The organism is Burkholderia sp. AU16482 (assembly GCF_002223285.1).
In the GTDB taxonomy this organism is placed as follows: Bacteria; Pseudomonadota; Gammaproteobacteria; order Burkholderiales; family Burkholderiaceae; genus Burkholderia; species Burkholderia semiarida.
This window is the reverse complement of sequence record NZ_NKEY01000009.1, coordinates 18,144-43,984: the sequence shown is the minus strand read 5'-3', so window position 1 is coordinate 43,984 and position 25,841 is coordinate 18,144. Positions and strand designations below refer to the sequence as shown.

The following is a 25,841-nucleotide window of genomic DNA, read 5'->3' as shown; positions in this document are numbered from 1 at the left end:
TCGACATGCGCAGCCGCGCCGGCACCGCGTATCAGCGCGCGGCCGCCTCCGGGTTCCGGACGCTGCCCAGAAACCGCGTCAACTCCACCGTCTGCGGCCGCTCGAAGATCTCGTCGGCCGTTCCGCTCTCCCACACGCGGCCCTGGTGCATGAACACGATCCTGTCGCTCACCGCACGCGCGAAGTTCATCTCGTGCGTGACCATGATCAGCGTCATGTCCTCGCGTGCGAGCTGCTCGACGACGCCCAGCACCTCGCCGACGAGCTCGGGATCGAGCGCGGACGTGATTTCGTCGCACAGCAGCACGCTCGGCTTCATCGCGAGCGCACGCGCGATCGCGACGCGCTGCTGCTGGCCGCCCGACAGTTGTTCCGGAAACGCGTCGAACTTGTCGCCGAGGCCCACGCGCTCGAGCATCAGTTCCGCGATCGCGCGCGCCTGCTGACGATGCGCCTTCTTCACCACCGACTGCGCGAGCATCACGTTTTGCCCGGCGCTCAGGTGCGGAAACAGGTTGTATTGCTGGAACACCATGCCGACCTTGAGCCGCAGCGCACGCAGGTCTGCATGCCGCGCATCCACGCGTTCGCCGTCGACCGAGATCGAGCCCGCGTCGATGCTCTCGAGCCCGTTGAGCGTGCGCAGCAGCGTGCTCTTGCCCGAGCCGCTGCGGCCGATGATCGACACGACCTGCCCGCGCTCGACGGAGAAATCGATGCCCTTGAGCACGTGATGGGTGCCGAAGTTCTTTTCGAGACCACGGGTTTCAACGAGCGGCATGCCATCTCCTTTGCAACGTGCGCGCGTAACGGGTAAGCGGATAACAGAGCGCGAAATAGATCAGCGCGACGAGGCCGTACACGACGAACGGCCGGAACGTCGCGTTCGAGATCGCGATACCGACCTTCGTCAGCTCGGTGAAGCCGATGATCGACACCAGCGCCGTATCCTTCACGGCCTGCACGCCGAAGCCGACCGTCGGCGCGATCGCGATGCGCGCGGCCTGCGGCAGGATCACGTGACGCAGTTGCTCGACGTAGCTCATCGCCAGGCTCGCCGATGCCTCCCATTGCCCCTTCGGCACGGCCTCGACGCAGCCGCGCCAGATTTCCGCGAGATACGCGCTGGTGAAGAACGTGAGCCCTGCCGTGGCCGCGACCCACGGCGGCACGTCGAGCCCGACGAGCGGCAGGCCGAAGAACACGATGAACAGTTGCATCAGCAACGGAGTGCCCTGGAACACTTCGATATACAGCTTCGCGACGCCGCGCAGCAGCGTCGAACTCGATACGCGCATCACGAGCAGCCCGAGGCCGACGAGGCCGCCCGTCACGAACGACACGATCGACAGCACGATCGTCCAGCGCGCGGCCAGCAGCAGGTTGGCGAGAATCTGCCCGAACGTGAAATCGGTCATCGCGCACCTCGCAGGCGACGGGAAAACAGGCGGCGACCCATCGCGCCGAGCGTGGCGCGCAGCAGCAGCGCCATCGCCAGATACGCGAGCGTGATCACGAAGTACGTCTCGAACGCGCGGAAGTTGCGCGACTGAATGTAGCCGGCCGCATAGGTCAGGTCGGCCACCGAGATCTGCGACACGACCGCCGAACCGAGCATCGTGATCACGATCTGGCTCGACAGCGCGGGAAACACCTTGGCGAGCGCCTGCGGCAGCACGACGTGGCGCAGCATCTGCGCGCGCGACATCGCCAGCGCCGACGCGGCCTCCAGATGCCCTTTCGGCACGGCGGCCACGCCCGCGCGCACGATCTCGACCGAGTACGCACCGAGATTGAGCGTCATCGCGAGAATCGCGGCCGTGTATTCGTCGATGTGCACGCCGAGCGCCGGCAAGCCGAAGAAGATGAAGAAAAGCTGGACGACGAACGGCGTATTGCGGATCGCCTCGACGTACGCGCCGATCAGCGGGCGCAATCGTACGGCCGCGCGCGCGTCGGCGCTGTACGCGGCCGCGCCGAGCACGCCGACCGCCACGCCGAGCACGGTCGCGACCGCGGTCAGCGCGAGCGTGATCGCCGCGCCGCTCGCGAACACGCCGACGTATTCGGCGAGCTCGCCGAATTGAAGCTGGTAGCTCATGGGAACGGAATGAATTCGGGTTCGGACAACGACACGCGCCGCGCCCGGCATGCCGGCAGCGGCGACGTGTCAGGCGACACGACGATTCGTCACAGTCCGGCCGGCAGCGGCTGGCCGAGCCACTTCCGCGACATCTCGCCCAGCGTGCCGTCCTGCTTCGCATGCGCGATCGCATCGTCGATCTTCGCGAGCAGGCGCGGTTCGTTCTTGTTGACGCCGACGAAGCACGGCGAATTCTTGATCACGAACTTGACCTCGGGGCGGCGCGGCGGATTCTTCGCGAGAATCGCCGCCGCGACGATGTTGCCGGCCGCGATCAGTTGCACTTGCCCCGACAGGAACGCCTGGATCGTCGCGTTGTTGTCCTCGAAGCGCTTGATCGTCGCGTTGGGCGCGAGCTGCGACAGCGCGATCTCCTCGAGCGCGCCGCGCGTGGCGCCGACCGTCTTGCCGGTCAGGTCGGCGGGCGCGCTCACCTTCACGTCGGACGGGCCGAACACGCCCTGGAAATACGGTGCGTACGCGCTCGAGAAATCGATGACCTTCTCGCGCTCCGGCGTCTTGCCGAGCGACGAGATCACCATGTCGACCTTGTTGGTCGTCAGGTACGGAATCCGGTTCGCGCTGTTCACGGGCACCAGCTTCAGCTTGACGCCGAGCGCCTTGGCGAGCAGACCGGCCATGTCGATGTCGTAGCCCTGCGGCTGCATGTCCGTGCCGACCGAGCCGAAAGGCGGATAGTCCTCGGGCACCGCGACGCGCAGCGTGCCGTTTTTCGCGATGGTGTCGAGCGCATCGGCATGGGCCGGCGCGGCGGCGAACAGCGCCATCACGGGTGCGGCGATCAACGCAGCCAGCCAGGTGCGTCGGGGGAACGGTCGGGTCGTCGGGCTCACGGTGAATCTTCCTTGTCTGGTATGTCGTCGGGGCGCGCGCAACCGTTGCGCGGCCCGACACGACTCCAGCAAGAACCGGGCCACGCCCCGTGCAACGCTTGCCGCACCGACCCAGCCGGGCGACCCGTCGATCCGCATTCCTCATTTCGGTGCATGAGCCGGCGCCGGCGGCGGCGGTTGCCCTCACAGGGCGCGCCGGCGCACCAAATTAACTGACCGGTTCACCCGCCGCCCGGCCCCTATGCACGGATTCGAACAGGCCCAGTCGAAATTTGCATTCCGTTTGTGACGGGAATTACGGCTGAATACGTTCGCGACGTACCGTGCCGTTCGCCACGCCCGGCGAATCGCAATCGGGACAGGTGCGCTTGATTCCGCGCCCTCGTCCGCCGGTACCGGTGGTCCCGATCGCCTCGCGATCGGGATGAATTCAATCCCATCCGTGCGCGAGGATACCGTCATGGCATCGATTCCCGAACCGTCGACAACCGGCGAAACCGACAAACGCAGCTGGCTCGAATCGCACGAAGCCGGCTATCACAAGACCCTCGGCAATCGACAGGTGCAGATGATCGCGATTGGCGGGGCCATCGGCACCGGGCTGTTTCTCGGGGCGGGCGGCCGGCTGCAGGCCGCCGGCCCGTCGCTCGCGATCGTCTATCTGGTATGCGGCGCGTTTTCGTTCCTGATCCTGCGCGCGCTCGGCGAGCTCGTGATGCATCGCCCCAGCAGCGGCAGCTTCGTGTCGTACGCGCGCGAATTCCTCGGCGAGAAGGCATCGTTCGTCGCCGGCTGGATGTACTTCCTGAACTGGGCGATGACCGGCATCGTCGACATCACCGCCGTCGCGCTCTACATGCATTACTGGGCGCCGTTCGCGGCCGTGCCGCAGTGGATCTTCGCGCTCGTCGCGCTCTGCATCGTCGCGACGATGAACCTGATCGGCGTGAAGTGGTTCGCCGAGATGGAGTTCTGGTTCGCGCTGATCAAGGTCGCTGCGATCGTGCTGTTTCTCGTGATCGGTTCGGTCATCCTCGGCACGGGCATGCCGGTCGCCGGCCACGACACCGGCATGCATCTGATCACCGACAACGGCGGGTTCTTTCCGCACGGACTGATGCCGGCGCTGGTGCTGGTACAGGGCGTGGTATTCGCGTTCGCGGGCGTCGAACTCGTCGGCACGGCCGCCGGCGAATGCAAGGATGCACGCAAGGTGCTGCCGCGCGCGATCAACAACGTGATCTGGCGCATCGCGATTTTCTACGTCGCGTCGGTGGTGCTGCTGGTGTGCCTGCTGCCGTGGAGCGCGTACAAGGCGGGCCAGAGCCCGTTCGTCACGTTCTTCGGCGCGCTCGGCGTGCCGGGCATCGGCTCGGTGATGAACCTCGTCGTGCTGACGGCCGCGCTGTCGAGCCTCAACTCCGGCCTGTATTCGACGGGGCGCGTGTTGCGTTCGCTGTCGATGGGCGGCTCGGCTCCCGCGTTCCTCGCGCGAATGAGCGCGCAATCCGTGCCGTACGCGGGCATTCTGGTGACGGTCGCGATCTATGTGGTCGGCGTGCTGCTCAACTATCTCGTGCCGTCGAGCGTGTTCGAGATCGTGCTGAACATCGCGTCGCTCGGCATCGTCAGCACATGGGGCTTCATCGTCGTGTGCCAGATGAAGTTCCGCGCCGCGGTCAGGCGCGGCGAGGTGGACGACGTATCGTTCAGGATGCCGGGCGCACCCGTGACGTCGTGGCTCACGCTGCTGTTCCTGCTCGGCGTGCTGGTGTTGATGGCGTTCGACTACCCGAACGGCACGTGGACGATCGCATCGATCCCGCTGGTCGCGCTGCTGCTCGTGGCCGGCTGGAAGTGGCTGAGCCGTCGCGCGCGCCGCGCGTTGCTCAAGCCGACGATTCCGTCGGTCACGCTCACGCAGAACGTACTGGAGAAAGGAGACGACTGAGCCCCGGCCCGGCGCGACTCGGCGACCGTTCCCGCCGAGTCGTGCCGGGTGTCCGACAACGCCGTGTGGCAACGATCGGGGACGAGCACCCGGGACGCCACGTCCGCACGGCATGGCTCACCGACCGGCAAGGCGCTCGCAATGGGTGGGTCGCGCGCGACAAGCGGCCGGCGGCATCCCGCCGGCCCGTCAGCGTCAGTTGACCTGAAGCTGGCCACCGCGGCCCAGGCCGCCCTTCACGTCCTGCGCCTTGTAGCTGCGCAGCGCGACGACCATCTTGTTCCACGCGTCGATGAACGCGACGACCGTCGCCTTGCCTTCCGGCGTCGTCGAGAAACCGGCGAGCCCGCCGCCCACCCCGCCGCCGAGGCCGCCCAGCGCCGCGCCGTAGTTCGTCGCCGTCGAGCTGCCTTCCGATGCCGCGATCTGCACCGCCGACCGCACGTCGAACAGCGTCAGCGTGACCACCGACGCCTTCGTCTGCAGGTGCCCCGCCACCGCCGCCACCGCGCTGTTGCCGATCAGCCCGCCGATCATGCTGCCGATCCCGCCGATCGGCGAATCGTTGATCACGATCTGCGGCTCCATGTAGTAGTCGGCCGCCACACGCTGGCCCTTCTGCTGCTTCGAGCCCGCGCGATATTCGCCCGAGTTGCGTTGCAGTTGCGTGATGCGCGACAGGCGCGCGTCGCTCTTCTGGTTGCCGATCGACGTGATCACGAAGCAGTTCGACTGCTGCACGGCCAGCCGCAGCAGCGGGTCGATGCTCGTCACCTTCGTCGCGCTGCCGAACGGGCCCCACCAGTCGGCGTTGCGGCCGTCGTCGACCGCGATCGTGCCCAGCGGCGACGCGCAGCGCTGCAACTGCGAATCGGCGCCGGCGCTCGCGCCGCCGGCCGCCGCGCCCGTCACCCCGGCGTTCTGCCCGCCGGGCGTCACCATGCCGCCGCACCCCGCGACGGACGCGCCAAGCGCTGCAACCAGCGCACCTTGAATCAGACGTTGGGAAAGGTTGGTCTTCATGTCGTTGTCGATCGATTAGAGTCGTTGTTCGGCTTATGGGTCCGTGCGAACTTCGATAAGCCCCCCCGGCTTGGCGCGCGATGGTGGTCTCCCCGCGGCTGCCCCCGTTGCTTCAGGCCCGATGCCCGGTCAGTAGTACCAGTACGTCTGCTGCCAGACGCCGTAGTACGGATAGCCCGAGTACCAGTAGCCGTAATAGACATCACGCCACTGCGTGCGCCATTTCCAGTCTTCTTCGTCTTCCTTCTTCGCCTTGCGCGCGAGATCGAGCAGCTTTTTCGATTCCTTGTCGCCGCGGCCGGCCGCGATCGACAGCCACTTCTCCGCTTCGCGCGCATCCGAGCCCATTTCCTCGAGGCCGAACAGGTAGAAACTGCCGAGCGCCTTCTGCGCGTTCAGGTCGCCGCGTTCGGCGGCCTCGCGCATCCACTTGAGGGCCTGGTAGCTGTCCTGGCGCACGCCGTCGCCGCGGAAATAGCGCAGGCCGAGGTCGTAGGCGGCCTTCGGCTGGGTCTTCGCGGTTTGCTTGAGCGCGGCGATGCGCGGATCTTCCCGGTCGTCCGCATCGTCCCTTTTTTGATAGGAGACCTGATCTTTAGGGCGATCGGAACACCCCGTGTCGTCGCAGATCCGTACCGTGCTGCTGGTGATGGACGGATCCTGCGCGCAGGCGGCCAACAGCAACAGCAGCCCCGGTGCGAGTAAACGGCGATACATGGGTACCATCCTCAAGTTTTATTGGCGCCGTATTGCTTTGCGCGCTCGCCCCGCGAGCATGCCCCCGGCCGGTGCGGGGCGCGGTGAAGATCGTCCGCGGGCCCCGTGCCAAGGCTCTCTCAGGTTCTCTTTTCGGCTTGACGCATCGTTGCAGCGTGGGATCGGGCGGAAAGCGCAAACGGAAATCCACCCCGGTTCCGTCTCTTCGATCCACGCAATATCGACCACGGCTCACTCGGTTCAAATGATACATATCGGTCTATCCAATAGTCAAGACGACTCGATAACCGGTTTGCCGCGTGAAGCATACCGAGCCGGAAGTACCGTCAGACAGGGGCGGGAGGCCGATGTCATCGAGCGGCATGATGCTAGAATAATCGGTCTATGCTGCTGAAACATCTAGGAGGAAGCCGTTCGTGCGAGCCAACAAACGCCAGCTGGTGGTAGACAAAGCGACCGAACTGTTCTCGAGGCACGGATTCCACCCGGTGGGCGTCGACTGGATCATCGACGATTCCGGTGTCGCCCGCATGACGCTGTACCGGCATTTCGCGAGCAAGGACGAGCTCATCCGCGAAGTGCTGGTCCAGCGCTACGACCTGATCGTCGGCAGCATCGACGCGCAGTTGCAGCACGTCGTCGATCCGGTCGAACGCGTCAAGACCATCTTCGACTGGTACGCGGCGTGGTTCAGGACGCCCGAATTCGCCGGCTGCCTGTTCGAGCGGGCGCTGGCCGAATTCGGCACCGCTTACGCGCCGATCTCGGGCGTCGCGATTCGCTATCGCCGCAAGATGGTCGAATGGATCGGAGAACTGATCGCCGCGCTCGTGCCGCCCGAAACGGCAAACCGGCTCGCGACCGTCTTCATGATGCTGCTGGACGGCGCCACGGTCGAAGCCCGGGCGTTCAACGATTCCGCGGCGGCCGGCCGCGCGTGGCAGGCCGCGCATGCCCTTCTCGAACAGGCGATGCACGCGGCCGGCTCGTCCGCGGACGGTGCGGGCAGCCCGACGTAACGCCCGCCGCACACCGCCGTGTGGCGCGCCAACCGCGGTCGGGGGCGCCGGGGCACGACGTGCATGACCGGATGCGCTGACCGGTTTCGCGCGAGTGCGGCAATCGCATGCGCCGAATGCAAACCGGGTGCATGTCGATCGATATGACATCCGGCAGCGGAATCGGAACGGCCTCACGGGCAGCGGGCAGCGGGCAGCGGGCAGCGGAAACATAAACGGCCAGGCGGCTGCGCGTTCGCGTCCCGATCGATGCGTCGCCCGCTTTTCGTTTCACCGGAACGTCATTGTCGCTGCCCTACCATCCACCTCGGTTCGCGAAACGCACCGCCTCCCATCGCTCGCGCGCGGGAACGAATCGTGCTCGCACGCCGGCCACCCGGATCCAATTTATTTTCTTTGACGGATACCGTATTACCAGCGAATATTCGCGTCGATCAAGCAGTTAGTACCGCTCAAAAACAACACGAGACGATGCTCGCTCATGCAGTCGGGGACGTTACGCTGTTTCGCCAACAGATACGTGATCGAAGGGGAAGAAATGACGCCGTTTTCCCAGGATGTGAGCATCAAGCAAACCGCCGCCGTCTCCAAGGCGGCCACTCCGTCGCCCGTGTTCTGGAAAGCGGGGCCGCTCGTCGAAGCCGCGCCGCCCGAGCCGAAATCCGCAACGCCGGACCTGCGCGATTTCTTCGCCGCCGCCGCGCTGCAAGGACTGCTGTCGCGCGACGCCGGGCGCAACGTGTCGACGATCGCCGACTACGAATCGAAGCGCGCGGTGAGCGCCTATCGGCTCGCCGACGAAATGCTGAAAGCGCGATGAACCGGCACGCCGGCCGGCGCCGGTCGGCCCCGCCTGCAAACCGCTTTCAGCGCGGCGACGGCGGACAGCACGACCTGGCTGATCGCCAGCGCCCGCATCGAATCGATGCCCGTCCCGACGACCAACGCGGGCGACATCGTGACGAACGTGCGCAACCAGACCGGAATCCCGGGTCCCACGAAGCCCTGCACGATCATCTGCCGGGGCCGTCGCGCAGACAAATGACAACCGCTTGAAAATCCGGCAACGAAAGGTGCAGGTCACGCGATGCGCGCGTGTCGCGCAACGAGCGCCAGCAGCGCCCGCCGGAAGCCGCTCCCCCGCTCCCATTCCGCCGCACGCACCGGCCGGCATCGCGCATACCGGGGACTTCCGGCCGGCATCGGGATCGGTTCGTGCTGGTTGGACTCGGCGAATCCCGCGCAATCCTTTCCACGGAGATGCCATGTTCATCCACAACACACGGCTTCAGTACACGGTGCGCGTCGGCGCGCCGAATCCCGGCCTCGCCAATCTGCTGCTCGAGCAGTTCGGCGGCCCGCAGGGCGAACTCGCCGCCGCGATGCGTTATTTCACGCAGGCGATCACCGAGGAAGACCCGGGCCGCAAGGACATGCTGCTCGACATCGCCACCGAGGAGCTGAGCCACCTCGAAGTGATCGGCTCGATGGCCGCGATGCTGAACCGCGGCGCCAAGGGCGAACTCGCCGAAGCGGTCGACGAACAGGCCGAGCTGTACCGCAAGCTGCACGGGGCGGGCAACGACAGCCACGTGACGCAGGTGCTGTACGGCGCGGGCGCGCCGCTGACCAATTCGGGCGGCGTGCCATGGTCGGCCGCGTACATCGACACGATCGGCGAACCGACGGCCGACCTGCGCTCGAACATCGCGGCCGAAGCACGCGCGAAGATCATCTACGAGCGGCTGATCAACGTGACCGACGATCCGGACATTCGCGACGCGCTGGGCTTCCTGATGACACGCGAGGTGTCGCACCAGATGTCGTTCGAGAAGGCGCTGTATGCGATCACCGCGAATTTCCCGCCGGGCAAGCTGCCGCCGAAGGCGCCGTACGATCACGTGTACTTCCGGATGCAGCCGGATGCCGCGCCGCTGGTCGGCCCGTGGAACCACGGCGGCGAACTGGAAATCCGTCCCGCGGAACCGGCGGTCGACGGCGGCAGCGGAATTGCCGAGGGCATGCTCGACGCGCAGCAAGCGGAGGCCATCGAGGCGATGGCGCAGCGGCTCGCGTCCGATCCGGACAGCGACCCGGTGACGGGCGCCGAGCTCGGCGCGGGGCAGCCGGCTCCTCAGGGCCGCAAGCCGGGCAAGCCGGACAGTGCCTGAACGGATGTGTCCGGCCGTACGACGAGGACGCCGACGCGCCGGCGAAGCGGCAGGAACAACGGCGCGCCCGACGCCTCGCCGAACGGGCGGGCGCGTTCGGCGCGCATCACGCGCCCGTTTCGCCCGACCGGCTCTGGTCGCCCTGGTCCGCCATCAGATACTGGATGACCAGCGTCGGATCGGCGATGTCGAGAATCAGGCGGCGCATCACACGCTTGCGCATATGGTCGTCGTCGAGCGTCCACGGCCCCGCCGCGTCGCCGAGGTAGCGGCCGATCGCGCCGCGATGGTCGCCGTCCGGAGGCAGGCCGAGCCGCGCGGCGAGCAGGCCCGCGATCACATCGTCGATCTCGACGTTCAGCGGCCTGGAATCGATCGAAAGTTCGAGCTTCATCGTCGGTCTCGCAAACATGAAAAAACGGCGCGACGCGCCCCCGCTGTCGCGCGCGCCGGCAAAAGCCGCTCCGGCCAGCGGCTGTTCGACCATCGCTGGCGGGCCTGCGAGGCAGGTCAGTAGCCGAGTTCGGGCGCGGAGGCCGGCTCGGCGCTGTCCTCTTTCGGTGCTTGCGCGACGGTCGCATCGGTCGTCAGCACCAGGCTCGCGATCGACGCGGCGTTCTGCAGCGCGGTACGCGTGACCTTGGTCGGATCGACCACGCCTGCCTCGACCAGATCGCCGTACTCGCCGGTCGCCGCGTTGTAGCCGAAGTTCCCCTTGCCCTCGAGCACCTTCGAGATCACGACCGACGGTTCGTCGCCCGCATTGGCCGCGATGACGCGCAGCGGCGCCTCCAGCGCGCGCAGCACGATCCGGATGCCGGCGTCCTGGTCCGCATTCGCGCCGCGGATGTCCGACAGCGCCGCACGCGCGCGCAGCAGCGCGACGCCGCCGCCCGGCACGATGCCCTCCTCGACCGCGGCGCGCGTCGCATGCAGCGCATCGTCGACGCGATCCTTCTTCTCCTTCATCTCGACCTCGGTGACCGCGCCGACCTTGATCACCGCCACGCCGCCCGCGAGCTTCGCGACGCGCTCCTGCAGCTTCTCGCGATCGTAGTCGCTCGTCGCTTCGTCGATCTGCACGCGAATCGACTTCACGCGCGCCTCGATGCGCGCCGCATCGCCCGCGCCGTCGATGATGATCGTATCGTCCTTGCGCACCTCGACACGCTTCGCACTGCCAAGATCCTCGAGCGTGGCCTTGTCGAGCTGCTTGCCGGTTTCCTCCGAGATCACCGTCGCACCGGTCAGGATCGCGAGATCCTCGAGCATCGCCTTGCGTCGGTCGCCGAAACCGGGCGCCTTGACGGCGGCGACCTTCAGAATGCCGCGCATCGAATTCACGACGAGCGTCGCGAGCGCTTCGGCCTCGACATCCTCGGCCACGATCAGCAGCGGCTTGCCGGCCTTGGACGCCGCTTCGAGGATCGGCAGGAGGTCGCGGACGCTGGAGATCTTCTTGTCGTGCAGCAGAATCAGCGCGTCGTCGAGATAGGCCGCCTGCTTCGCCGGGTCGTTGATGAAATACGGGCTCACGTAGCCGCGATCGAACTGCATGCCTTCGACCACGTCGAGTTCGTTCTCCAACGACTTGCCGTCCTCGACGGTGATCACGCCGTCCTTGCCGACTTTCTCCATCGCATCGGCGATGATCTTGCCGATCGCGTCGTCGGAGTTCGCGGAAATCGCGCCGACCTGCGCGATTTCCTTGTGGGTCGAAATCGGCCGCGACAGCTTGCGCAACTCGTCGAGCACCGCGCCGACGGCCTTGTCGATGCCGCGTTTCAGATCCATCGGGTTCATGCCGGCCGCGACGTGCTTCATGCCTTCCTGCACGATCGCCTGCGCGAGCACGGTGGCGGTGGTCGTCCCGTCGCCGGCCACGTCGGCCGTCTTGGACGCGACCTGCTTGACGATCTGCGCGCCCATGTTCTCGAAGCGGTCCTTCAGCTCGATTTCCTTCGCGACCGACACGCCGTCCTTCGTGATCACGGGCGCGCCGAAGCCGCGTTCGATCAGGACGTTGCGGCCCTTCGGGCCCAGCGTCACCTTCACCGCGTCGGCCAGCACGTTCACGCCCTTGACGATATGCTGGCGGGCGCCGTCGCGGAATTTCACGTCTTTTGCACTCATTTTCTTGCTCCGGATACAGTCGTTGAACGGGATGCCGCGCGCATCGGGCAGACACCCGTGCGACGCGGTCGAATCGGCATTCAGGCCGCGTTCCTGGCGGCCTGCGATTCGGGTTCGAGTACGCCCATGACGTCCTCTTCGCGCATCACGAGCAGTTCCTCGCCGTTCACCTTCACGGTCTGGCCTGCGTACTTGCCGAAGAGAACCTGGTCGCCGACCTGGAGCTGCAGCGGGCGCTGCGAGCCGTCCTGGAGCAGCCTGCCGCTGCCGACCGCAATCACTTCACCCTGCTCGGGCCGTTCGGCGGCCGAATCGGGAATCACGATGCCCGAGGCCGTCGTCCGCTGCTGTTCGATTCGCTTGACGATAACCCGGTCGTAGAGGGGACGAATCTGCATTTTCATCTCCTGAGCGATGAGATCACCTGAAAAAGGGAATCCGCCGGCGCCCGCACGCGCAGATGCTGCGCTGCGCCGGCGTGCCGTCGATTGGCGAAAAGCGAAATAGTGGCGTGGGAAGCGCGCTTCAAGAGGGCGATGAATGCGCATATGTAACAAAATGTTTCATGGCGAAAGCGACGTTCGCGCAACGGTCGGTGTTCCCGCGACGTCCCGTCACGAGCGTCGACACGGCGTCGACGGTCGGCGCTCCGGGCCACGCGAATCGTCGCGCGACGACGCTTGAAATCCGCGCGTCCCGTCCTATTTTGGTATCGCTCAAGCAGCCGCGGCTTACGCGCTGCGTGTTTCGATTTGTTTGTCAGCGAGACCGCTCGCGGATCGACGAACTGGAGCGCGTGGTCCGGTTCGTCCTCCGTGCGGGGTCCAACCGGGAGCGAATCATGAACGATCCTTTCTTCATCTTCGATCGGCTGCCGGGGGTCGGCCGCCGACCACGACGCGCCGCCCGCGTCGTCACCGGTCTGCCGGCCGGCCTGCGGATAGCGCGCAACGGCACCGGTCGCTTCGCGCCGACCGGCGCCCGGATACGTTTGACACGCAAGCCATTCGTGTTGCGCGGCGCGGGCCAACCCGCCGCGATCGGCCGGCCGAAGCCGCCGCGCCGTCGGGTCGCCGCGCCCGGACGCCTGCTGCACCCTGTTTCGTTTTTCCGCGTCACGCTCGCCGGGGGCGGCTCCGCGCTCGACGGGGGGCGGCCATGCTGAGCCCGCACGAATTCGCGACGCTGATGCTGGTGTGCCAGGCGCCGGATCAGCTCGACATGAATCGCGCCGAACTCGATGCGTTGCTCGAACGGCAACTCGTCATGCTCGAGCACGGCGCCCCCGGCCGCCGACGCGCGTATCTGACGAAGAAAGGCCGATCGATTCTCCACGCGCTCGGGGCCGACATCCATTCGCGCCGGGGCCACGGGCCTACCGCGCAGCGCGGCGGTCAAGGCGAAACGCCTGTCGCCCTATCGGACGAGGCCGGATGATGCGGTGCCCGGATGGCAGACGGGTAGCATGGCGGCGCCCGAACGCGGTTCCGGTCGACACGTGCCGCTCGACACGAGCGGCACGCGATCCGGCAACCGGCCGCCCCCACGCTACTTCGCTCGAAGCAAACCCGCGCTGCCGTTCAGTTCAGCCACGGATCGTGCACCGCTTGCTTCACTCCGCGGCGGAGATCGCGTCCAGCCGAAAGCCGCTCTTTACGATCGGCGACGCAATGATCACGTAGCTGAAATACTTTTCGATACCGATATCGCGTTTCACCAGCCCTTCCATCAGGTCGCGGAAGTGGTCGATGTCGCGTGTGACGAACTTGAGCAGATAATCGTAGCCGCCCGTCGCGTGATGGCACTCCATGATCTCGTCGATGTCGCTGATGGCGTCGATAAAACGCACGAAGTCTTCGCGACGATGGTCGGTGAGGGTGATCTTGGCAAACACGATCTGAAACGCGCCGATCTTCTCGATCCGCACCGTTGCGCCGTAGCCCGTAATGAATCCCGCGTTCTCGAGCCGCTTGATGCGCGTCAGGCACGGGCTGGGCGAAAGCCCGACGGCGTCGGCCAGCTCGACGTTGGTCATGCGACCGTGATCCTGCAACTCGGCCAGAATGCGCAAGTCCAGCCGGTCAAGTGTGCAATCCGCTTTCATCTCCGCCCTGCGTTCGTTCAGTCGGGTGCCTCCGGACGAGTGCCTTCGCACTCGCGCCAAGACGGATAGTAGCCGACCGGCCGGCATGACGAAATTACGATCTTGCGTTCTGTCCCCGGCACCCGGCAGCGCGCCGTTTCACACCGCAGAAGCTGCCGTCGATCGCGTCGAAAACGCGTGGAATCTTGTTTTTCTCGCCGCGCAATTCGGCTGAATAGCGCAGTCGCCCCCGTTTAAATTTCACGTATCGACGTTGCCACCGACGCTTGCCCGAAGCGGCTCGCGGCAATCCTCCTCACTCAAGAATTCCTCATGGGGATTCGCCACTCATCGAGATTGACGACATGATCGACTTCGAGCCGAAGTTCATAACTTTCGATTGCTACGGCACCCTCGTCAACTTCCGAATGGCCGACACGGCTCGGGAAATCTATGGCGATCGTCTGCACGGCGACGCCATGGAAAACTTCGTCAAGCTGTTCGCCGCCTATCGTCGCGACGAAGTGCTCGGCGCATGGAAACCGTTTCGCGACGTCGTCGTCAATTCGGTGCGCCGCACGTGCGAGCGCACCGGCGTCGCCTTCGTCGAACGGGAGGCCGAGCAGTTCTATCTGGCCGTGCCATCCTGGGGACCGCATCCGGACGTGCCCGAAGGGCTCGCGCGCCTCGCGAAGAAATACAGGCTGGTCGGTCTGAGCAACGCGGACAACGCGCAGATCATGAGCAACATCGAGAAGCTCGGGGCGCCGTTTCATGCGGTCATCACGGCGGAAGACGCCGGCGCTTACAAACCGCGAATGCAAGGATTCGAATACATGTTCAGGAAGCTCGACGTGCAGCCTCACGAAATCCTGCATGTCTCGTCCAGCCCGCGCTACGACCTGATGACCGCGCACGATCTCGGTATCGTCCACAAGGCCCATGTGCTGCGCGGGCATGAGCCGGAAGCGCCGGAATACGGTTACACGCCCGTCAAAAGCATCATTGAACTGGCCGAGCATCTCGGCCTGTGAGCAAGTCGCACCGCCCCGGCGCCGTCTCCGACGGTTGCCGCGGGCTCGCCTCGCGCGTTTCCAATGATGCCGTTCCCCAGGCCGATCGCTCGTCAAAAATGTCCCGCACCAGTGTCGTCCACTTCTCTCGCACGGAGCCGCCGTTGTCCACGTCCCCTGCTTCCGGCGGCACGCACCGCGCTGCTTCGGCTGCCGCCGACACACTGCCGGGCAGCGGCCTGTCGGTGGGCTTTACCCGTCTGGACGAATCGGACGCGGTCGCGATCACACGCCGCATTTATGGCATCGACGGATCGGCCGCACGGTTCTCGACCGAGAAGGACGACACTTTTCGCATCGATGCCCGCGACGGCGCGCGGTACGTACTGAAGGTCTCCAATCCGGGCGAGACAGCCGAAGAGCTGGATTTGCAGGTCGCCGCGATGCGGCACGTCGGCACGGTCGCGCCGCGGTTGCCGGTGCCGCGCGTGATACCCGGTACGGCGGGGCGGCTTGTCGTCCCGCTCGCGTTACCGGCCCATCCGCATCGGACGGCGAGGCTCTACAGCTACCTCGAGGGTATGCCGCTCGACAAGCTGCATGCCGACACGGTCGATCATTACGAGATCGGTGAAGTGCTGGCGCAGTTGCAACGGGCGCTCGCCAGTTTCCGTCATCCAAACGAGCATCGGGTACTGGCGTGGGACGTCAAGCACTTGTCGAGCCTGAAAGGGCTGCAAACCCATATCGCCGACCCGTTGCATCGCTCGCTGATCGAGCAGGCATTCGCCCGCTTCGCGATGATCGAGCCTGCCCTTCGGGGTTGTCGCACGCAGGTCGTACATAACGACTTCAACCGCTCGAACATCGTCGCAAACCCGGGCGGCCCGCAATTCGTCAACGGGATCATCGACTTCGGCGACACCGTGCACACCGCGGTCGCCATCGACGTCGCCACCGCGGTCATGAACCAGTTTCCGCTCGACTTCGACGCCGACGCCCCGCACGACCTGTTCATTCAGGCGCGCGAGCTTCTGCGTGGCTATCTCGCGCACACTCAACTGAGTGAGGAAGAACTGGCTCTGATTCCACATCTGGCCATGGCGCGCGTCGCGGCGCGCGCGCTGCTCACTTCATGGCGTGCGATGCTGTTTCCGGAAAACGAAGCGTACATCCTGCGTTTCACTCGTCCCGGATGGGAGCATCTGCGCTGGTTCATGCAGCGCGACCACGAAACCGTTTTGCGTGCGTTGCTCTAGTTTTTCCTTCGCCCGCTCACCTCACCCGCCCTGATCGACCTATGAACACGACATCGACACCGACCACGCCGGCCGAAGCCGCCGATACGAGCAAAGCCCCCGACGCGCTGCGCGGCGACATGCCGAACGGCTTCAATCCGTCGGCGATCTCTCACCTCGACGCCGCCACACAGGCGCACATCGCTCGCCGGCTACGGCTGCTCAGCCCGTCGTATCGACTGTTCTACGCCGAGCCGGTGAAGATCGTGCGCGGCGAGAAGGTCTATCTGTACGACGATCGAGGCAACGACTATCTCGATGCCTACAACAACGTCGTCTGCGTCGGGCATGCGAATCCGCGCATCGTCGACGCCATTGCCCGTCAGCTCTCGACGCTCTGCACGCATACCCGCTACATGCAGGAGCCGATCCTCGACTACGCCGAGGCCCTGCGCGCGACGTTCAATACGTCGATTCGCGACGGCCAGATGATGTTCACCTGCACGGGCTCCGAAGCCAACGATCTGGCCATGCGCATCGCGATGCACTACACCGGCAAGACGGGCGTCATCGTGACCAGCGAGGCGTATCACGGCAACTCGCATCTCACCTCGGGCTTTTCGCCGTCGCTGGGTCGCAAGGCGCTGCTCGGCCCGTATGTGCGAACGGTGCCTGCTCCGGATTCCTACCGTGTGCCGCTGCCCGAGATCGGCCGGCGCATGGCCGAGCAGGTCGCGTTGCAGATCGAGGACATCCGCCGCCACGGCGGCGGTCTGGCAGCGTTCATCGCCGACTCGTTCTTCTCGTCGGATGGCGTATTCGCGTACCCGACCGACGTGCTGGCGCCGGTGGCCGAAGTCGTACGCCGCGCCGGCGGCCTGTTCATCGCGGACGAGGTGCAGTCGGGTTTCGGGCGCAGCGGTACGCATATGTGGGGGCACGAGCGTCACTCGGTCGAACCCGACATCGTCACGCTGGGCAAACCGATGGGCAACGGCTATCCGGTAGCTGGCCTGGTGGTGCGCCCCGAGATCGTCGCCGGATTCGGCCAGGACATGCGCTACTTCAACACGTTCGGCGGCAATTCGGTGGCCATCGCCGCCGCGCAGGCCACGCTCGACGTGCTGCGCGACGAACGGTTGCTGGACAACGTGCAGCGGGTCGGTGCAATCCTGCTGGAGGGGTTGAACGCGCTGGCACGGAAATACGAATGTATCGGCGACGTGCGCGGCACGGGCCTGTATTTCGGCGTCGAAATCGTACGCGACCGCACGAAAAAGGACACCGACATCGCGACCGCACTGGAGATCGTCAATGGCTTGCGCCAGCGTCGCGTGCTGATTTCGGCAACCGGACCGGACGCGAGCGTGCTGAAGATCCGGCCGCCGCTGGTATTTGGCGCCAACGACGCCGACCGTCTGCTGACGGAGCTGGACGCGGTGCTCTCCGCGCTGTAGTCGGTCGTATTCGGCACTCGATGCAGGGGGCCGCTCCGGGCGGCGCATGAAATCGCTCAGGCGCCTGCCTGGCCGTCCGCCACCGGCGAGACATCACGAATCATTTAACTTTGAATCGTGGCTGTGCTGTGAGCAAGTGAGGAACCGCGACGGGCGGCTCAAGTTCTGTGCGAAGCCAGTGAGTCGGGTGTTGAGATGATCCGCAAGCGGACCTCCATCGAGGCGCTATGACTGCCCGGCTGGTGGCATGATAAAGAGGCGTTCGTCCCACACCACGGGTTGAGGATCTGTCACGACGATTCGCGCCGCGTCAGGATGCGCCGGATTCACCAGCACGTTGAATTCTGCCCGGACGACGACTGAAGGGATGATCAGGAGCGCTGTCCTCGATTCGGTCAGCCATGCGTCGCCGAAGTGCCGTGCTACCTGCAGTGCCGCCGCATCCCATGCTCTCGGCAACGTTTCTGCCGTGTGGCGTTCGACGCTGACATCGTCGGGTACAGTTGCTTCCACCCAACCGTGTGTTTTCGGCACCTTCCCGATTCGCGCATGCACGAGTACCTCGAGCATTGCACCTGCGAAGGTCGACGCCGCGTAGATGACGGGCCGCCCCGGACTATTAAAGCGGCCACCGACAAGCATCGCGCCGGTGCCGCTCCAGATCGTGTGTCGCGTATCAGCAATGCGAAACAACTTCATGCCGGCAGCCCGTAGAACAGCTTCCAGAGCAGTTCTTCGACCCGGCGCGCACCGAGTTCGGTCAGCGCGACATCGAGCGGTGCCCGTCCCTCCAGCTCAGGGTGGGGCGTCGACAGAAATTCCCGTGCATCCTCTTCGTCGTTCCAGACGTAGGTGGTCGTCGCAACGATCCGGGCCAGGCGCTCGGTTTTCTCCGATTCGTCTTGCGTCAGCCGATCGCGGCGCCGCTTGTAGGTCGCCTCGGGGATGATGCGTGCAAGCAGTGCGCGGCGGGCGTCGGCACCTTGCGTCGCATGTTCGACGCCGGCACGCAGCGCAGACTTCGGGAGGCCGTCGCGCACGAGCGCCTCTAATTCCGCCAGTGTGTGCGGGACCGGTCGCAGTCCCATGACCGCAGCCACGGCTTCAGGGGTAACGAGTGACATGGCAGCTCCCAATCCGGTATCAGATGATACGTGATTATAGTCCATTTGATACCAGACCGAGGCGAATTCCCCGACGGTGGGTTGAATTGAGGCACTTGTAGCCCAGTGCGACCCTGCTGTAGTGGCCTCTCGCTATGGATTTTGCACGGAGGCATGGTTCGCGCGCCGGCTGCACGCGGACTACGGACACACGGTCAACGGCTCCCGCCTGATCACCCTCCTTTGATATCGCAACTAGGTCGGCCCGCACCTTCGTACGCAGAGCCTACCCCACATCGCGAACACTAAAAAGTTGCGGCTCATGGCGGATTTCCGTGGAACTTGGCGAACCGCCAGCTCTCGGCAAACCCTTGTCAGACAGGGCTTGGACGGATTTCATCGGACCTTCCCGGATCACCCGGAAAACATCACGATTCATTTAACTTTCCGTGAGGACTTCGACACCGGCCGCCGCCTACGATGGGCGCATGTTTTCAGGACCTGCTTCCAGGAGCCCATCATGCCCACCCGCAGACATCTGCTGTTCGCCGGCGCCACCGGCCTCGCCGCGCTCGCGGCGCTGTCGTCCGCCGGCCGCCGCGCGCTGATAGGCCGCGCATTCGCCGCGCCGCCGGCCGGCTCGCCGAAGGCCGCCCCGTTCGAGATCACGCACAGCGACGCCGAATGGCATCGCCGCCTCACACCGGCCCAATACACGGTCCTGCGCGAGGCCGGCACCGAGCGGCCGTTCACCAGCCCGCTGAACGACGAGCACCGGCACGGCACGTTTTCGTGCGCCGGCTGCGGCCTCGCGCTGTTCTCGTCGGCCACCAAGTTCGACAGCCATACGGGCTGGCCGAGCTTCTGGAAACCACTCGACCACGCGGTCGGCACCGACACCGACGCGTCGTTCGGGATGGTCCGCACCGAAGTGCACTGCCGCCGCTGCGGCGGCCATCTCGGCCACGTGTTCGACGACGGCCCGGCGCCCACCGGGCTGCGCTACTGCATGAACGGCGTCGCGCTCGTCTTCCACCCGGCCGCCGCCTGATCCGGCCCCATTCCGTCCGACTGGAGAACGCATCATGCTGCTCATCGTCCTTGCCTATCTCGGCGGCGTGCTCACGATCCTGAGCCCGTGCATCCTGCCCGTGCTGCCGTTCGTGTTCGCGCGCGCCGACCAGCCGTTCGTGCGCACCGGCCTGCCGCTGCTCGCCGGCATGGCGCTCACGTTCGCCGTCGTCGCGACACTCGCCGCCGTCGGCGGCGGCTGGGTCGCGCAGGCCAACCAGGCCGGCCGCTGGATCGCGATCGTGCTGCTCGCGGTGTTCGGCCTGACGCTGCTGATGCCGCGTTTCGCGGAACACCTGACGCGCCCGCTCGTCGCCGCCGGCAACCGGCTCACCGGGTTCGCGCAACGCGACGGCCGCCCGGCCGGCCCGGCGTCGTCGCTGCTGCTCGGCGTCGCGACGGGCCTGCTGTGGGCGCCGTGCGCCGGCCCGATCCTCGGCCTCGTGCTGACCGGCGCGGCGCTGCGCGGCGCGAGCGTCGGCACGACGCTGCTGCTCGTCGCGTATGCGGCCGGCGCGGCGACCTCGCTCGGCGTCGCGCTCGTGATCGGCGGCAAGGTGTTCGCCGCGATGAAGCGCTCGCTCGGCGCCGGCGAATGGATCCGGCGCGGGATCGGCGCGACGCTCCTGGCCGGCGTCGGCGCGATCGCGCTCGGCCTCGACACAGGCGCCCTCGCGCAGTTGTCGACCGTCACCACGGGCGGGCTCGAAACGAAGCTCGTCGACCGTCTCGGCGGGCGCGCGAACGGCGCGCCGGCTGCAACGGCAACGGCGACAGCAGCAGCCGCGACCGGCACCGCCGACACCACCGACACCACGGCGGGCGGCGCGATGATGGCCGCGGCAGCCAATGGCGCGCAGACCGGCGGCGGTGCGCTGGCCGGCGGCGCGATGATGCGGACGGCCGGCGCCACCGCGGCCGCACTGCCGGTCGAAGGCACGCTGCCGTCGCTCGACGGCGCGGTGCAGTGGCTGAACTCGCCGCCGCTGACGGCGGCCGGGCTGCGCGGCAAGGTCGTGCTGGTCGATTTCTGGACGTATTCGTGCATCAACTGCCTGCGCACGCTGCCGTACACGACCGCCTGGGCGCGCAAGTACGCGCCGTACGGGCTCGTCGTGATCGGCGTGCACGCGCCGGAGTTCGCGTTCGAGCGCGACATCGGCAACGTCAGGAAGGCCGTGCACGACCTCGGCATCGACTACCCGGTCGCGATCGACAACGGCTATTCGATCTGGCGCGCCTTCGACAACCAATACTGGCCCGCGCACTACTTCATCGATGCGCAAGGGCGGATCCGCCATCACCACTTCGGCGAAGGCGAATACGCGCAATCCGAACGCGCGATCCAGTCGCTGTTGGCCGAAGCCGGCCATCCGGACGCGCTGAACGTGCCGCTCGGGCTCGCCGGCGCGCCCGCGAAGGGCGCGCTCGCGGCGGCCGACAGCGCGGACGTCCGTTCGCCCGAAACCTATGTCGGCTATGCACGCGCGGAGAGCTTCGCGTCGCCGGGCGGCGCCGTGCGCGATGCGGCCCACCGTTACGACGCACCGGCCCGCCCGGATCTCAATGACTGGGGCCTCGCGGGCACGTGGAACGTCGGCGCCGAGCGCGCGTCGCTCGCCGCGCCGGACGGCCGGATCGTCTACCGCTTCCATGCGCGCGATCTGCACCTCGTGCTCGGCCCGGGCGCGAACGGCCGGCCCGTGCGCTTTCGGGTGACGCTCGACGGCGCGGCGCCCGGTGCCGCGCACGGCGCCGACGTCGACGCGCAGGGCTACGGCACCGTCACCGGCCAGCGTCTGTACCAGCTCGTCCGGCAGCCCGGCGCGATCGCCGACCGCACGTTCGCGATCGAGTTTCTCGATCCGGGCGTCGATGCGTATGCATTCACTTTCGGTTGATCGCGCGCGCCGCCATTCGGCCGCCGTGTTTTCTCATCCATTGAACAGGAGCAAAAGATGAACCCGATCTCCACCCGCGAAGCCGCGGCGCGACGGCGCGCGACCTTGCTGCGCCGCATCGGCGCCGTCGCCGTCGCGGCGGCCGCCGTGTTCGGCTACCAGCGCATCGTCAATTCCGCCGAACCGATGCGCACCGTGCCTGCCCCCACGCTCGACGAAACGCCCGGCGCGTCGCACGACGAGACGGCCGTGCTCGCCGGCGGCTGCTTCTGGGGCGTGCAGGGCGTATTCGAGCACGTAAAAGGCGTGAAGCAGGTCACCGCCGGCTATGCAGGCGGCGCGTCCGAAACCGCGCACTACGCGCTCGTCGGCTCGGGGCTGACGGGGCACGCGGAATCGGTGCGCATCGTCTACGATCCGACGCAGATCACCTACGGCCGGCTGCTGCAGGTGTTCTTCTCGGTCGCGCACGACCCGACCGAGCTGAACCGCCAGGGCCCCGACGAAGGGTCGCAATACCGGTCCGCGATCTTCCCGACCACCGCGCAGCAACGCGCGGTCGCGACCGCGTACATCGCGCAGCTCGGCAGCGCGCGTGTGTTTCCGGCGCCCGTGGTCACGCGTGTCGAAGCCTACAAGGGGTTCTATCCGGCCGAGGCCTATCATCAGAACTACCTCGAACTGCATCCCGATGCGCCGTATATCGCATTCAACGACCTGCCGAAGGTCGCCGGGCTGAAGCAGCGCTTCCCGGCGCTGTACCGTGCCGACGCGGTGCTGTGGCGCGAAGCGCGCTCGTGAGCCGCTTGTGAGCCACTCGTGAGCCGCTTGCCGACCCGCGCGGCTGCGTGTGACGCGGCGCCGCCCGCCGCACGGCGGCGCCCCGGCCGCCATGCATCGGCGGCGGCTGCCTTGCGCCACGTCAACGAATCGGCGAGCCCGATGCCGGGGCAAACCCGCATCGCGTCCGCGGCGGCCGGCAACTTCGCGTAGACTTCTCCTGATCCTCGCCGCATGATGCGGCATCCGGACCAACCGCCCAGCCAGGAGGCGTCACGCATGCGCGCAGTGCCTTTGCCTGACAGCAATACCCTCGAAGAACCGTCCACCGGCGCGCTCGTGCGCGATCTGCGCCGCGTGCCCATTCATCCGGATCACTGGTACCCGCTCGCGTGGTCGCGCGAGCTCAAGCGCGGCAAGACGCTCGGCGTGCGCTTCGCCGGCGATCCGATCGTGCTCGTGCGCACCGAATCGGGCGCCGTGTATGCGCTCGAAGATCGTTGCGCGCACCGCCAGGTGCCGCTGCACGCGGGCGTCGTGAGCGGCGAAACGCTGCGCTGCTGCTATCACGGCTGGACCTACGCGTGCGACAGCGGCCGCTGCGTCGACGTGCCCTACCTCGGCCGCGAGCGCTTGCCCAACGGCGTGCGTGCGTATCCGTGCCGCGAGGCGCACGGGCTGATCTTCGTGTTCCCGGGCGACGCCACGCTCGCCGACGAACGCCCGTTCCCCGCGCTCGAATCGGCGGACCACCCCGCGTACAAGACGCGCCGCTTCGGCCGCGAGGTCAAGTGTCACTACTCGTTCATGCACGAGAACCTGATGGACATGAACCATCAGTTCCTGCATCGCAAGCAGATGGGCCAGATGCGCGCGCGCTCGGTGGGCCGCCGCCGCGGCGACGACTGGGTCGAGGTCGATTACACGTTCGCGCGGATGGAAGGCAAGCAGCCGGTCGGCGAGGCGCTCGTGTTCGGTTCGAGCAAGAAGCCCGGCGACCAGGCCAACAAGAGCGTGATGACGGTGCGCACCGAGTATCCGTACCAGACGCTGCAGATCCGCTCGAGCGAAGGCACGCTCGTGATGGATCTGTGGATCGTCTACGTGCCGCTCGACGCCGAGCAGCGCACCAACCGCACGTTCGGGCTGCTGTCGATCCACAAGCCCGGCATCCCGTTCGCGCTCGATCTCGCGTGGCCGCTGCTCGTGTGGTTCACCGAGCGCATCTTCCGCGAGGATCGCTGGATCGTCGAGCGCGAGCAGGAAGCGCACGACGCCCAAGGCGCCGACTGGAACCACGAGGTGTTTCCGGTCATCAACGAGCTGCGCGACCTGCTGCGCCAATGCGGCGCGCGCACCGTGATCCCGATCCGCGACGCGCGCGACGGCGCGTGAGGCGTCGCATGGTCTCGCCGCGGCGCGCGCACCGTTAAAGCGTGAACGCGCCAGGCAGCAATGCGCGGGCCGTCGTGATCTCGACGGCCCCTTTCAGGTTCGCGAGGATCACCTCGATGTCGGGCTTGCCGATCTCGACGATCACCTGACGGCATGCGCCGCACGGCGCGATCGGGCCGTCGGTGTCGCCGACGACCGCGAGCCGCGCGAAATCCCCCGGCCGATAGCCGGCGGCGATCGCGGCGAACATCGCCGTGCGTTCCGCGCAATTGCACAGGCCGTACGACGCGTTCTCGACGTTGCAACCGTGGAAAACCGTGCCGTCTTGCGCCAGCAGCGCCGCGCCGACCTTGAAGCGCGAATACGGCGCATACGCGCGTTCGCGCGCCGCCTTTGCCTGTTCGATCAGTTCGTCTCGTTCCATCGTGTGATGTCTCCCGGAGCAGAGGTCAGCCGATCTGCTGGTAAAGGGTCGGCGGCGCTTCGCCGGTCTCGCCGAGCACATAGCTGCGGCGAATCGCATCCGCCGCATGGGCCGCCGTTGCTTCGTCGCGGGCGTGCACGAAGCCGAGCGGCTCGCCGGCCTCGATGCGCTGCCCGATCTCCGCGAGCGCCGTCAGGCCGACGCTGACGTCGATCGCGTCCTCCGCGCGGGTGCGGCCGCCGCCGAGCGCGACCACCGCCAGCCCGAGCGCGCGGCAATCGACGCGCCGCACCACGCCGCTCGCGGGCGCCGGAACCGGCACGATCACCGCCGCCCGCGCCAGATGCCGCGCGGGCGCGTCGAGCAGGTCGGCGGGACCGCCGAGCGCGACGACCATCCGTGCGAAACGCTCGGCCGCCGTGCCGGAATCGAGCGCGTGCTGCAACTTCTCGCGCGCATGGGCGGCATCGCGCGCCAACCCGCCGGTCACGAGCAGTTCAGCCGACAGCGCCATCGTCACGTCATGCAACCGCGCGGGGCGCGACTTGCCCGTCAGGTAATCGATCGCGCATGCGACCTCGAGCGCATTGCCCGCGCATGGCGCGAGCGACTGGTTCATGTCGGTGAGGATCGCGGTCGTCTTCATGCCGGCGCCGTTGCCGACGTCGACGATGCTGCGAGCCAGCTCCGCCGATTTCTCCGCCGTCGGCATGAACGCGCCGGAGCCGACCTTGACGTCCATCACGAGCCCGTCGAGCCCCGCCGCGAGCTTCTTCGACAGGATCGACGCGGTGATCATCGCGACCGATTCGACGGTCGCCGTCACGTCGCGGATCGCGTAGATGCGCTTGTCGGCCGGCGCGAGCCGCGCGGTCTGCCCGATGATCGCGACGCCGACCTCGCGCACCGTGCGGCGAAACGCGTCCGTCTCGGGCATCACGTCGTAGCCGGGAATCGCGCTCAACTTGTCGAGCGTGCCGCCGGTATGGCCGAGCCCGCGCCCCGAGATCATCGGCACGTAGCCGCCGCACGCGGCCACCATCGGCCCGAGCATCAGCGACACGACATCGCCGACGCCGCCCGTCGAATGCTTGTCGATCACCGGCCCGCCGAGATCGAGCGCGCGCCAGTCGAGCACGTCGCCGGAATCGCGCTGCGCGAGCGTCAGCGCGACGCGCTCGTCCGTGCTCAGGTCGTTGAAATACACGGCCATCGCGAACGCGGCCACCTGGCCTTCGGTCACGCTGCCGTCGGTCACGCCGCGCACGAACGCGGCCATCCCGTCGCGATCGAGCGGCTGCCCGTCGCGCTTCCTGCGAATGAATTCCTGCGGTAGAAACATCGTTGCCTCGCTTCGATCGGTCG

Annotated in this window: 28 protein-coding genes; 13 read left to right on the top strand and 15 right to left on the bottom strand. The window is 66.8% G+C overall.

The annotated features are described in order from the left end of the window. Positions 1-31: 31 nt before the first annotated feature. From CFB35_RS30745 to CFB35_RS30730, 4 genes are all read right to left on the bottom strand, one after another. Positions 32-781 carry an amino acid ABC transporter ATP-binding protein gene (locus CFB35_RS30745; protein WP_059578922.1) on the bottom strand — a complete coding sequence of 250 codons (750 nt, stop codon included), beginning with the start codon at positions 779-781 and terminating at the stop codon, positions 32-34. After that, on the bottom strand, positions 768-1,418 hold the full coding sequence (locus CFB35_RS30740; protein WP_059578919.1) for an amino acid ABC transporter permease: 651 nt from the start codon (positions 1,416-1,418) through the stop codon (positions 768-770). The genes CFB35_RS30745 and CFB35_RS30740 overlap by 14 nt, the downstream gene beginning before the upstream one ends. Then, the gene (locus CFB35_RS30735; RefSeq protein WP_059578916.1) at positions 1,415-2,101 is read right to left on the bottom strand and encodes an amino acid ABC transporter permease; all 687 of its coding nucleotides are present in this window, start codon (positions 2,099-2,101) and stop codon (positions 1,415-1,417) included. Before CFB35_RS30735 ends, CFB35_RS30740 begins: the two co-directional genes overlap by 4 nt. Before the next feature lie 89 nt (positions 2,102-2,190). Further along, a complete protein-coding gene (locus CFB35_RS30730) occupies positions 2,191-2,997 on the bottom strand; it encodes a transporter substrate-binding domain-containing protein (RefSeq protein ID WP_059578913.1) in 807 nt (268 codons plus the stop codon). A 460-nt stretch (positions 2,998-3,457) separates the two neighbouring features. Between CFB35_RS30730 and ansP the strand changes: the two genes are divergently transcribed. Continuing rightward, entirely contained in the window at positions 3,458-4,948 is a 1,491-nt protein-coding gene (gene ansP, locus CFB35_RS30725) for an L-asparagine permease (RefSeq protein WP_059578910.1), read from the top strand. A gap of 195 nt (positions 4,949-5,143) precedes the next feature. Here the strand turns inward: ansP and CFB35_RS30720 are convergent, their stop codons facing one another. Both CFB35_RS30720 and CFB35_RS30715 read right to left on the bottom strand, forming a co-directional pair. After that, a complete protein-coding gene (locus tag CFB35_RS30720; protein WP_059581218.1) occupies positions 5,144-5,971 on the bottom strand; it encodes a hypothetical protein in 828 nt (275 codons plus the stop codon). 129 nt (positions 5,972-6,100) lie between these two features. After that, positions 6,101-6,688, bottom strand: a complete 588-nt coding sequence (locus CFB35_RS30715; RefSeq protein WP_059644760.1) for a tetratricopeptide repeat protein — start codon at positions 6,686-6,688, stop codon at positions 6,101-6,103. A 416-nt stretch (positions 6,689-7,104) separates the two neighbouring features. Here CFB35_RS30715 and CFB35_RS30710 point away from each other — a divergent pair, with 416 nt between their 5' ends. Next, entirely contained in the window at positions 7,105-7,707 is a 603-nt protein-coding gene (locus tag CFB35_RS30710; RefSeq protein ID WP_059578818.1) for a TetR/AcrR family transcriptional regulator, read from the top strand. 538 nt (positions 7,708-8,245) lie between these two features. Continuing rightward, a complete protein-coding gene (locus CFB35_RS30705; RefSeq protein WP_059578822.1) occupies positions 8,246-8,527 on the top strand; it encodes a hypothetical protein in 282 nt (93 codons plus the stop codon). Here the strand turns inward: CFB35_RS30705 and CFB35_RS35740 are convergent. After that, positions 8,491-8,724, bottom strand: a complete 234-nt coding sequence (locus CFB35_RS35740; RefSeq protein ID WP_059578824.1) for a hypothetical protein — start codon at positions 8,722-8,724, stop codon at positions 8,491-8,493. The two genes, CFB35_RS30705 and CFB35_RS35740, sit on opposite strands and share 37 nt — an antisense overlap. 248 nt (positions 8,725-8,972) lie before the next feature. On the opposite strand from CFB35_RS35740, the gene CFB35_RS30695 reads away from it, so the two are divergent. Next, complete coding sequence (locus CFB35_RS30695) at positions 8,973-9,878, top strand: manganese catalase family protein (RefSeq protein WP_059578827.1); 906 nt, start codon at positions 8,973-8,975, stop codon at positions 9,876-9,878. A 106-nt stretch (positions 9,879-9,984) separates the two neighbouring features. Here CFB35_RS30695 and CFB35_RS30690 read toward each other — a convergent pair whose 3' ends face one another. From CFB35_RS30690 to groES, 3 genes are all read right to left on the bottom strand, one after another. Beyond that, entirely contained in the window at positions 9,985-10,272 is a 288-nt protein-coding gene (locus tag CFB35_RS30690; RefSeq protein ID WP_059644964.1) for a hypothetical protein, read from the bottom strand. 116 nt (positions 10,273-10,388) lie between these two features. Then, the gene (groL, locus tag CFB35_RS30685) at positions 10,389-12,011 is read right to left on the bottom strand and encodes a chaperonin GroEL (RefSeq protein ID WP_059578829.1); all 1,623 of its coding nucleotides are present in this window, start codon (positions 12,009-12,011) and stop codon (positions 10,389-10,391) included. An 80-nt stretch (positions 12,012-12,091) separates the two neighbouring features. Continuing rightward, positions 12,092-12,409: a co-chaperone GroES gene (groES, locus tag CFB35_RS30680; protein ID WP_059578904.1), complete on the bottom strand. Its 318-nt coding sequence runs from the start codon at positions 12,407-12,409 to the stop codon at positions 12,092-12,094. 167 nt (positions 12,410-12,576) lie between these two features. On the opposite strand from groES, the gene CFB35_RS35535 reads away from it, so the two are divergent. Next, positions 12,577-13,176 carry a hypothetical protein gene (locus CFB35_RS35535; RefSeq protein WP_226093952.1) on the top strand — a complete coding sequence of 200 codons (600 nt, stop codon included), beginning with the start codon at positions 12,577-12,579 and terminating at the stop codon, positions 13,174-13,176. Continuing rightward, the gene (locus CFB35_RS30670; RefSeq protein WP_059578833.1) at positions 13,170-13,448 is read left to right on the top strand and encodes a hypothetical protein; all 279 of its coding nucleotides are present in this window, start codon (positions 13,170-13,172) and stop codon (positions 13,446-13,448) included. The genes CFB35_RS35535 and CFB35_RS30670 overlap by 7 nt, the downstream gene beginning before the upstream one ends. Positions 13,449-13,623: 175 nt before the next feature. On the opposite strand, the gene CFB35_RS30665 is transcribed toward CFB35_RS30670, so the two are convergent. Continuing rightward, on the bottom strand, positions 13,624-14,115 hold the full coding sequence (locus CFB35_RS30665) for an Lrp/AsnC family transcriptional regulator (protein WP_059578837.1): 492 nt from the start codon (positions 14,113-14,115) through the stop codon (positions 13,624-13,626). Between the two features lie 344 nt (positions 14,116-14,459). On the opposite strand from CFB35_RS30665, the gene CFB35_RS30660 reads away from it, so the two are divergent. From CFB35_RS30660 to CFB35_RS30650, 3 genes are all read left to right on the top strand, one after another. Further along, positions 14,460-15,128 carry a haloacid dehalogenase type II gene (locus CFB35_RS30660; protein WP_060011390.1) on the top strand — a complete coding sequence of 223 codons (669 nt, stop codon included), beginning with the start codon at positions 14,460-14,462 and terminating at the stop codon, positions 15,126-15,128. Beyond that, positions 15,125-16,366 (top strand): phosphotransferase, encoded by a 1,242-nt coding sequence (locus CFB35_RS30655; protein WP_143328776.1) that lies wholly within the window; start codon positions 15,125-15,127, stop codon positions 16,364-16,366. Before CFB35_RS30660 ends, CFB35_RS30655 begins: the two co-directional genes overlap by 4 nt. A 107-nt stretch (positions 16,367-16,473) precedes the next feature. Next, entirely contained in the window at positions 16,474-17,802 is a 1,329-nt protein-coding gene (locus tag CFB35_RS30650) for an aspartate aminotransferase family protein (protein ID WP_196485244.1), read from the top strand. 225 nt (positions 17,803-18,027) lie between these two features. Here CFB35_RS30650 and CFB35_RS30645 read toward each other — a convergent pair whose 3' ends face one another. Together CFB35_RS30645 and CFB35_RS30640 are read right to left on the bottom strand one after the other, a co-directional pair. Continuing rightward, a complete protein-coding gene (locus CFB35_RS30645; RefSeq protein ID WP_059578842.1) occupies positions 18,028-18,501 on the bottom strand; it encodes an RES family NAD+ phosphorylase in 474 nt (157 codons plus the stop codon). Beyond that, a complete protein-coding gene (locus CFB35_RS30640; RefSeq protein ID WP_059578845.1) occupies positions 18,498-18,926 on the bottom strand; it encodes an antitoxin Xre/MbcA/ParS toxin-binding domain-containing protein in 429 nt (142 codons plus the stop codon). Before CFB35_RS30640 ends, CFB35_RS30645 begins: the two co-directional genes overlap by 4 nt. A 499-nt stretch (positions 18,927-19,425) precedes the next feature. Here CFB35_RS30640 and msrB point away from each other — a divergent pair, with 499 nt between their 5' ends. From msrB to CFB35_RS30620, 4 genes are all read left to right on the top strand, one after another. After that, complete coding sequence (msrB, locus tag CFB35_RS30635) at positions 19,426-19,956, top strand: peptide-methionine (R)-S-oxide reductase MsrB (protein ID WP_059578848.1); 531 nt, start codon at positions 19,426-19,428, stop codon at positions 19,954-19,956. A gap of 34 nt (positions 19,957-19,990) precedes the next feature. Next, on the top strand, positions 19,991-21,877 hold the full coding sequence (locus tag CFB35_RS30630; protein WP_089466042.1) for a cytochrome c biogenesis protein DipZ: 1,887 nt from the start codon (positions 19,991-19,993) through the stop codon (positions 21,875-21,877). 57 nt (positions 21,878-21,934) lie between these two features. Next, a complete protein-coding gene (gene msrA / locus CFB35_RS30625; RefSeq protein ID WP_059898387.1) occupies positions 21,935-22,678 on the top strand; it encodes a peptide-methionine (S)-S-oxide reductase MsrA in 744 nt (247 codons plus the stop codon). A gap of 258 nt (positions 22,679-22,936) precedes the next feature. After that, positions 22,937-24,052, top strand: coding sequence for an aromatic ring-hydroxylating dioxygenase subunit alpha (locus CFB35_RS30620; protein WP_089466233.1), 1,116 nt, complete (start codon positions 22,937-22,939; stop codon positions 24,050-24,052). A 34-nt stretch (positions 24,053-24,086) separates the two neighbouring features. Here CFB35_RS30620 and CFB35_RS30615 read toward each other — a convergent pair whose 3' ends face one another. Further along, on the bottom strand, positions 24,087-24,476 hold the full coding sequence (locus CFB35_RS30615) for a cytidine deaminase (protein WP_059578857.1): 390 nt from the start codon (positions 24,474-24,476) through the stop codon (positions 24,087-24,089). Positions 24,477-24,501: 25 nt separating this feature from the next. Beyond that, positions 24,502-25,818 carry a thymidine phosphorylase gene (deoA, locus tag CFB35_RS30610; RefSeq protein ID WP_089466041.1) on the bottom strand — a complete coding sequence of 439 codons (1,317 nt, stop codon included), beginning with the start codon at positions 25,816-25,818 and terminating at the stop codon, positions 24,502-24,504. Positions 25,819-25,841: the final 23 nt, after the last annotated feature.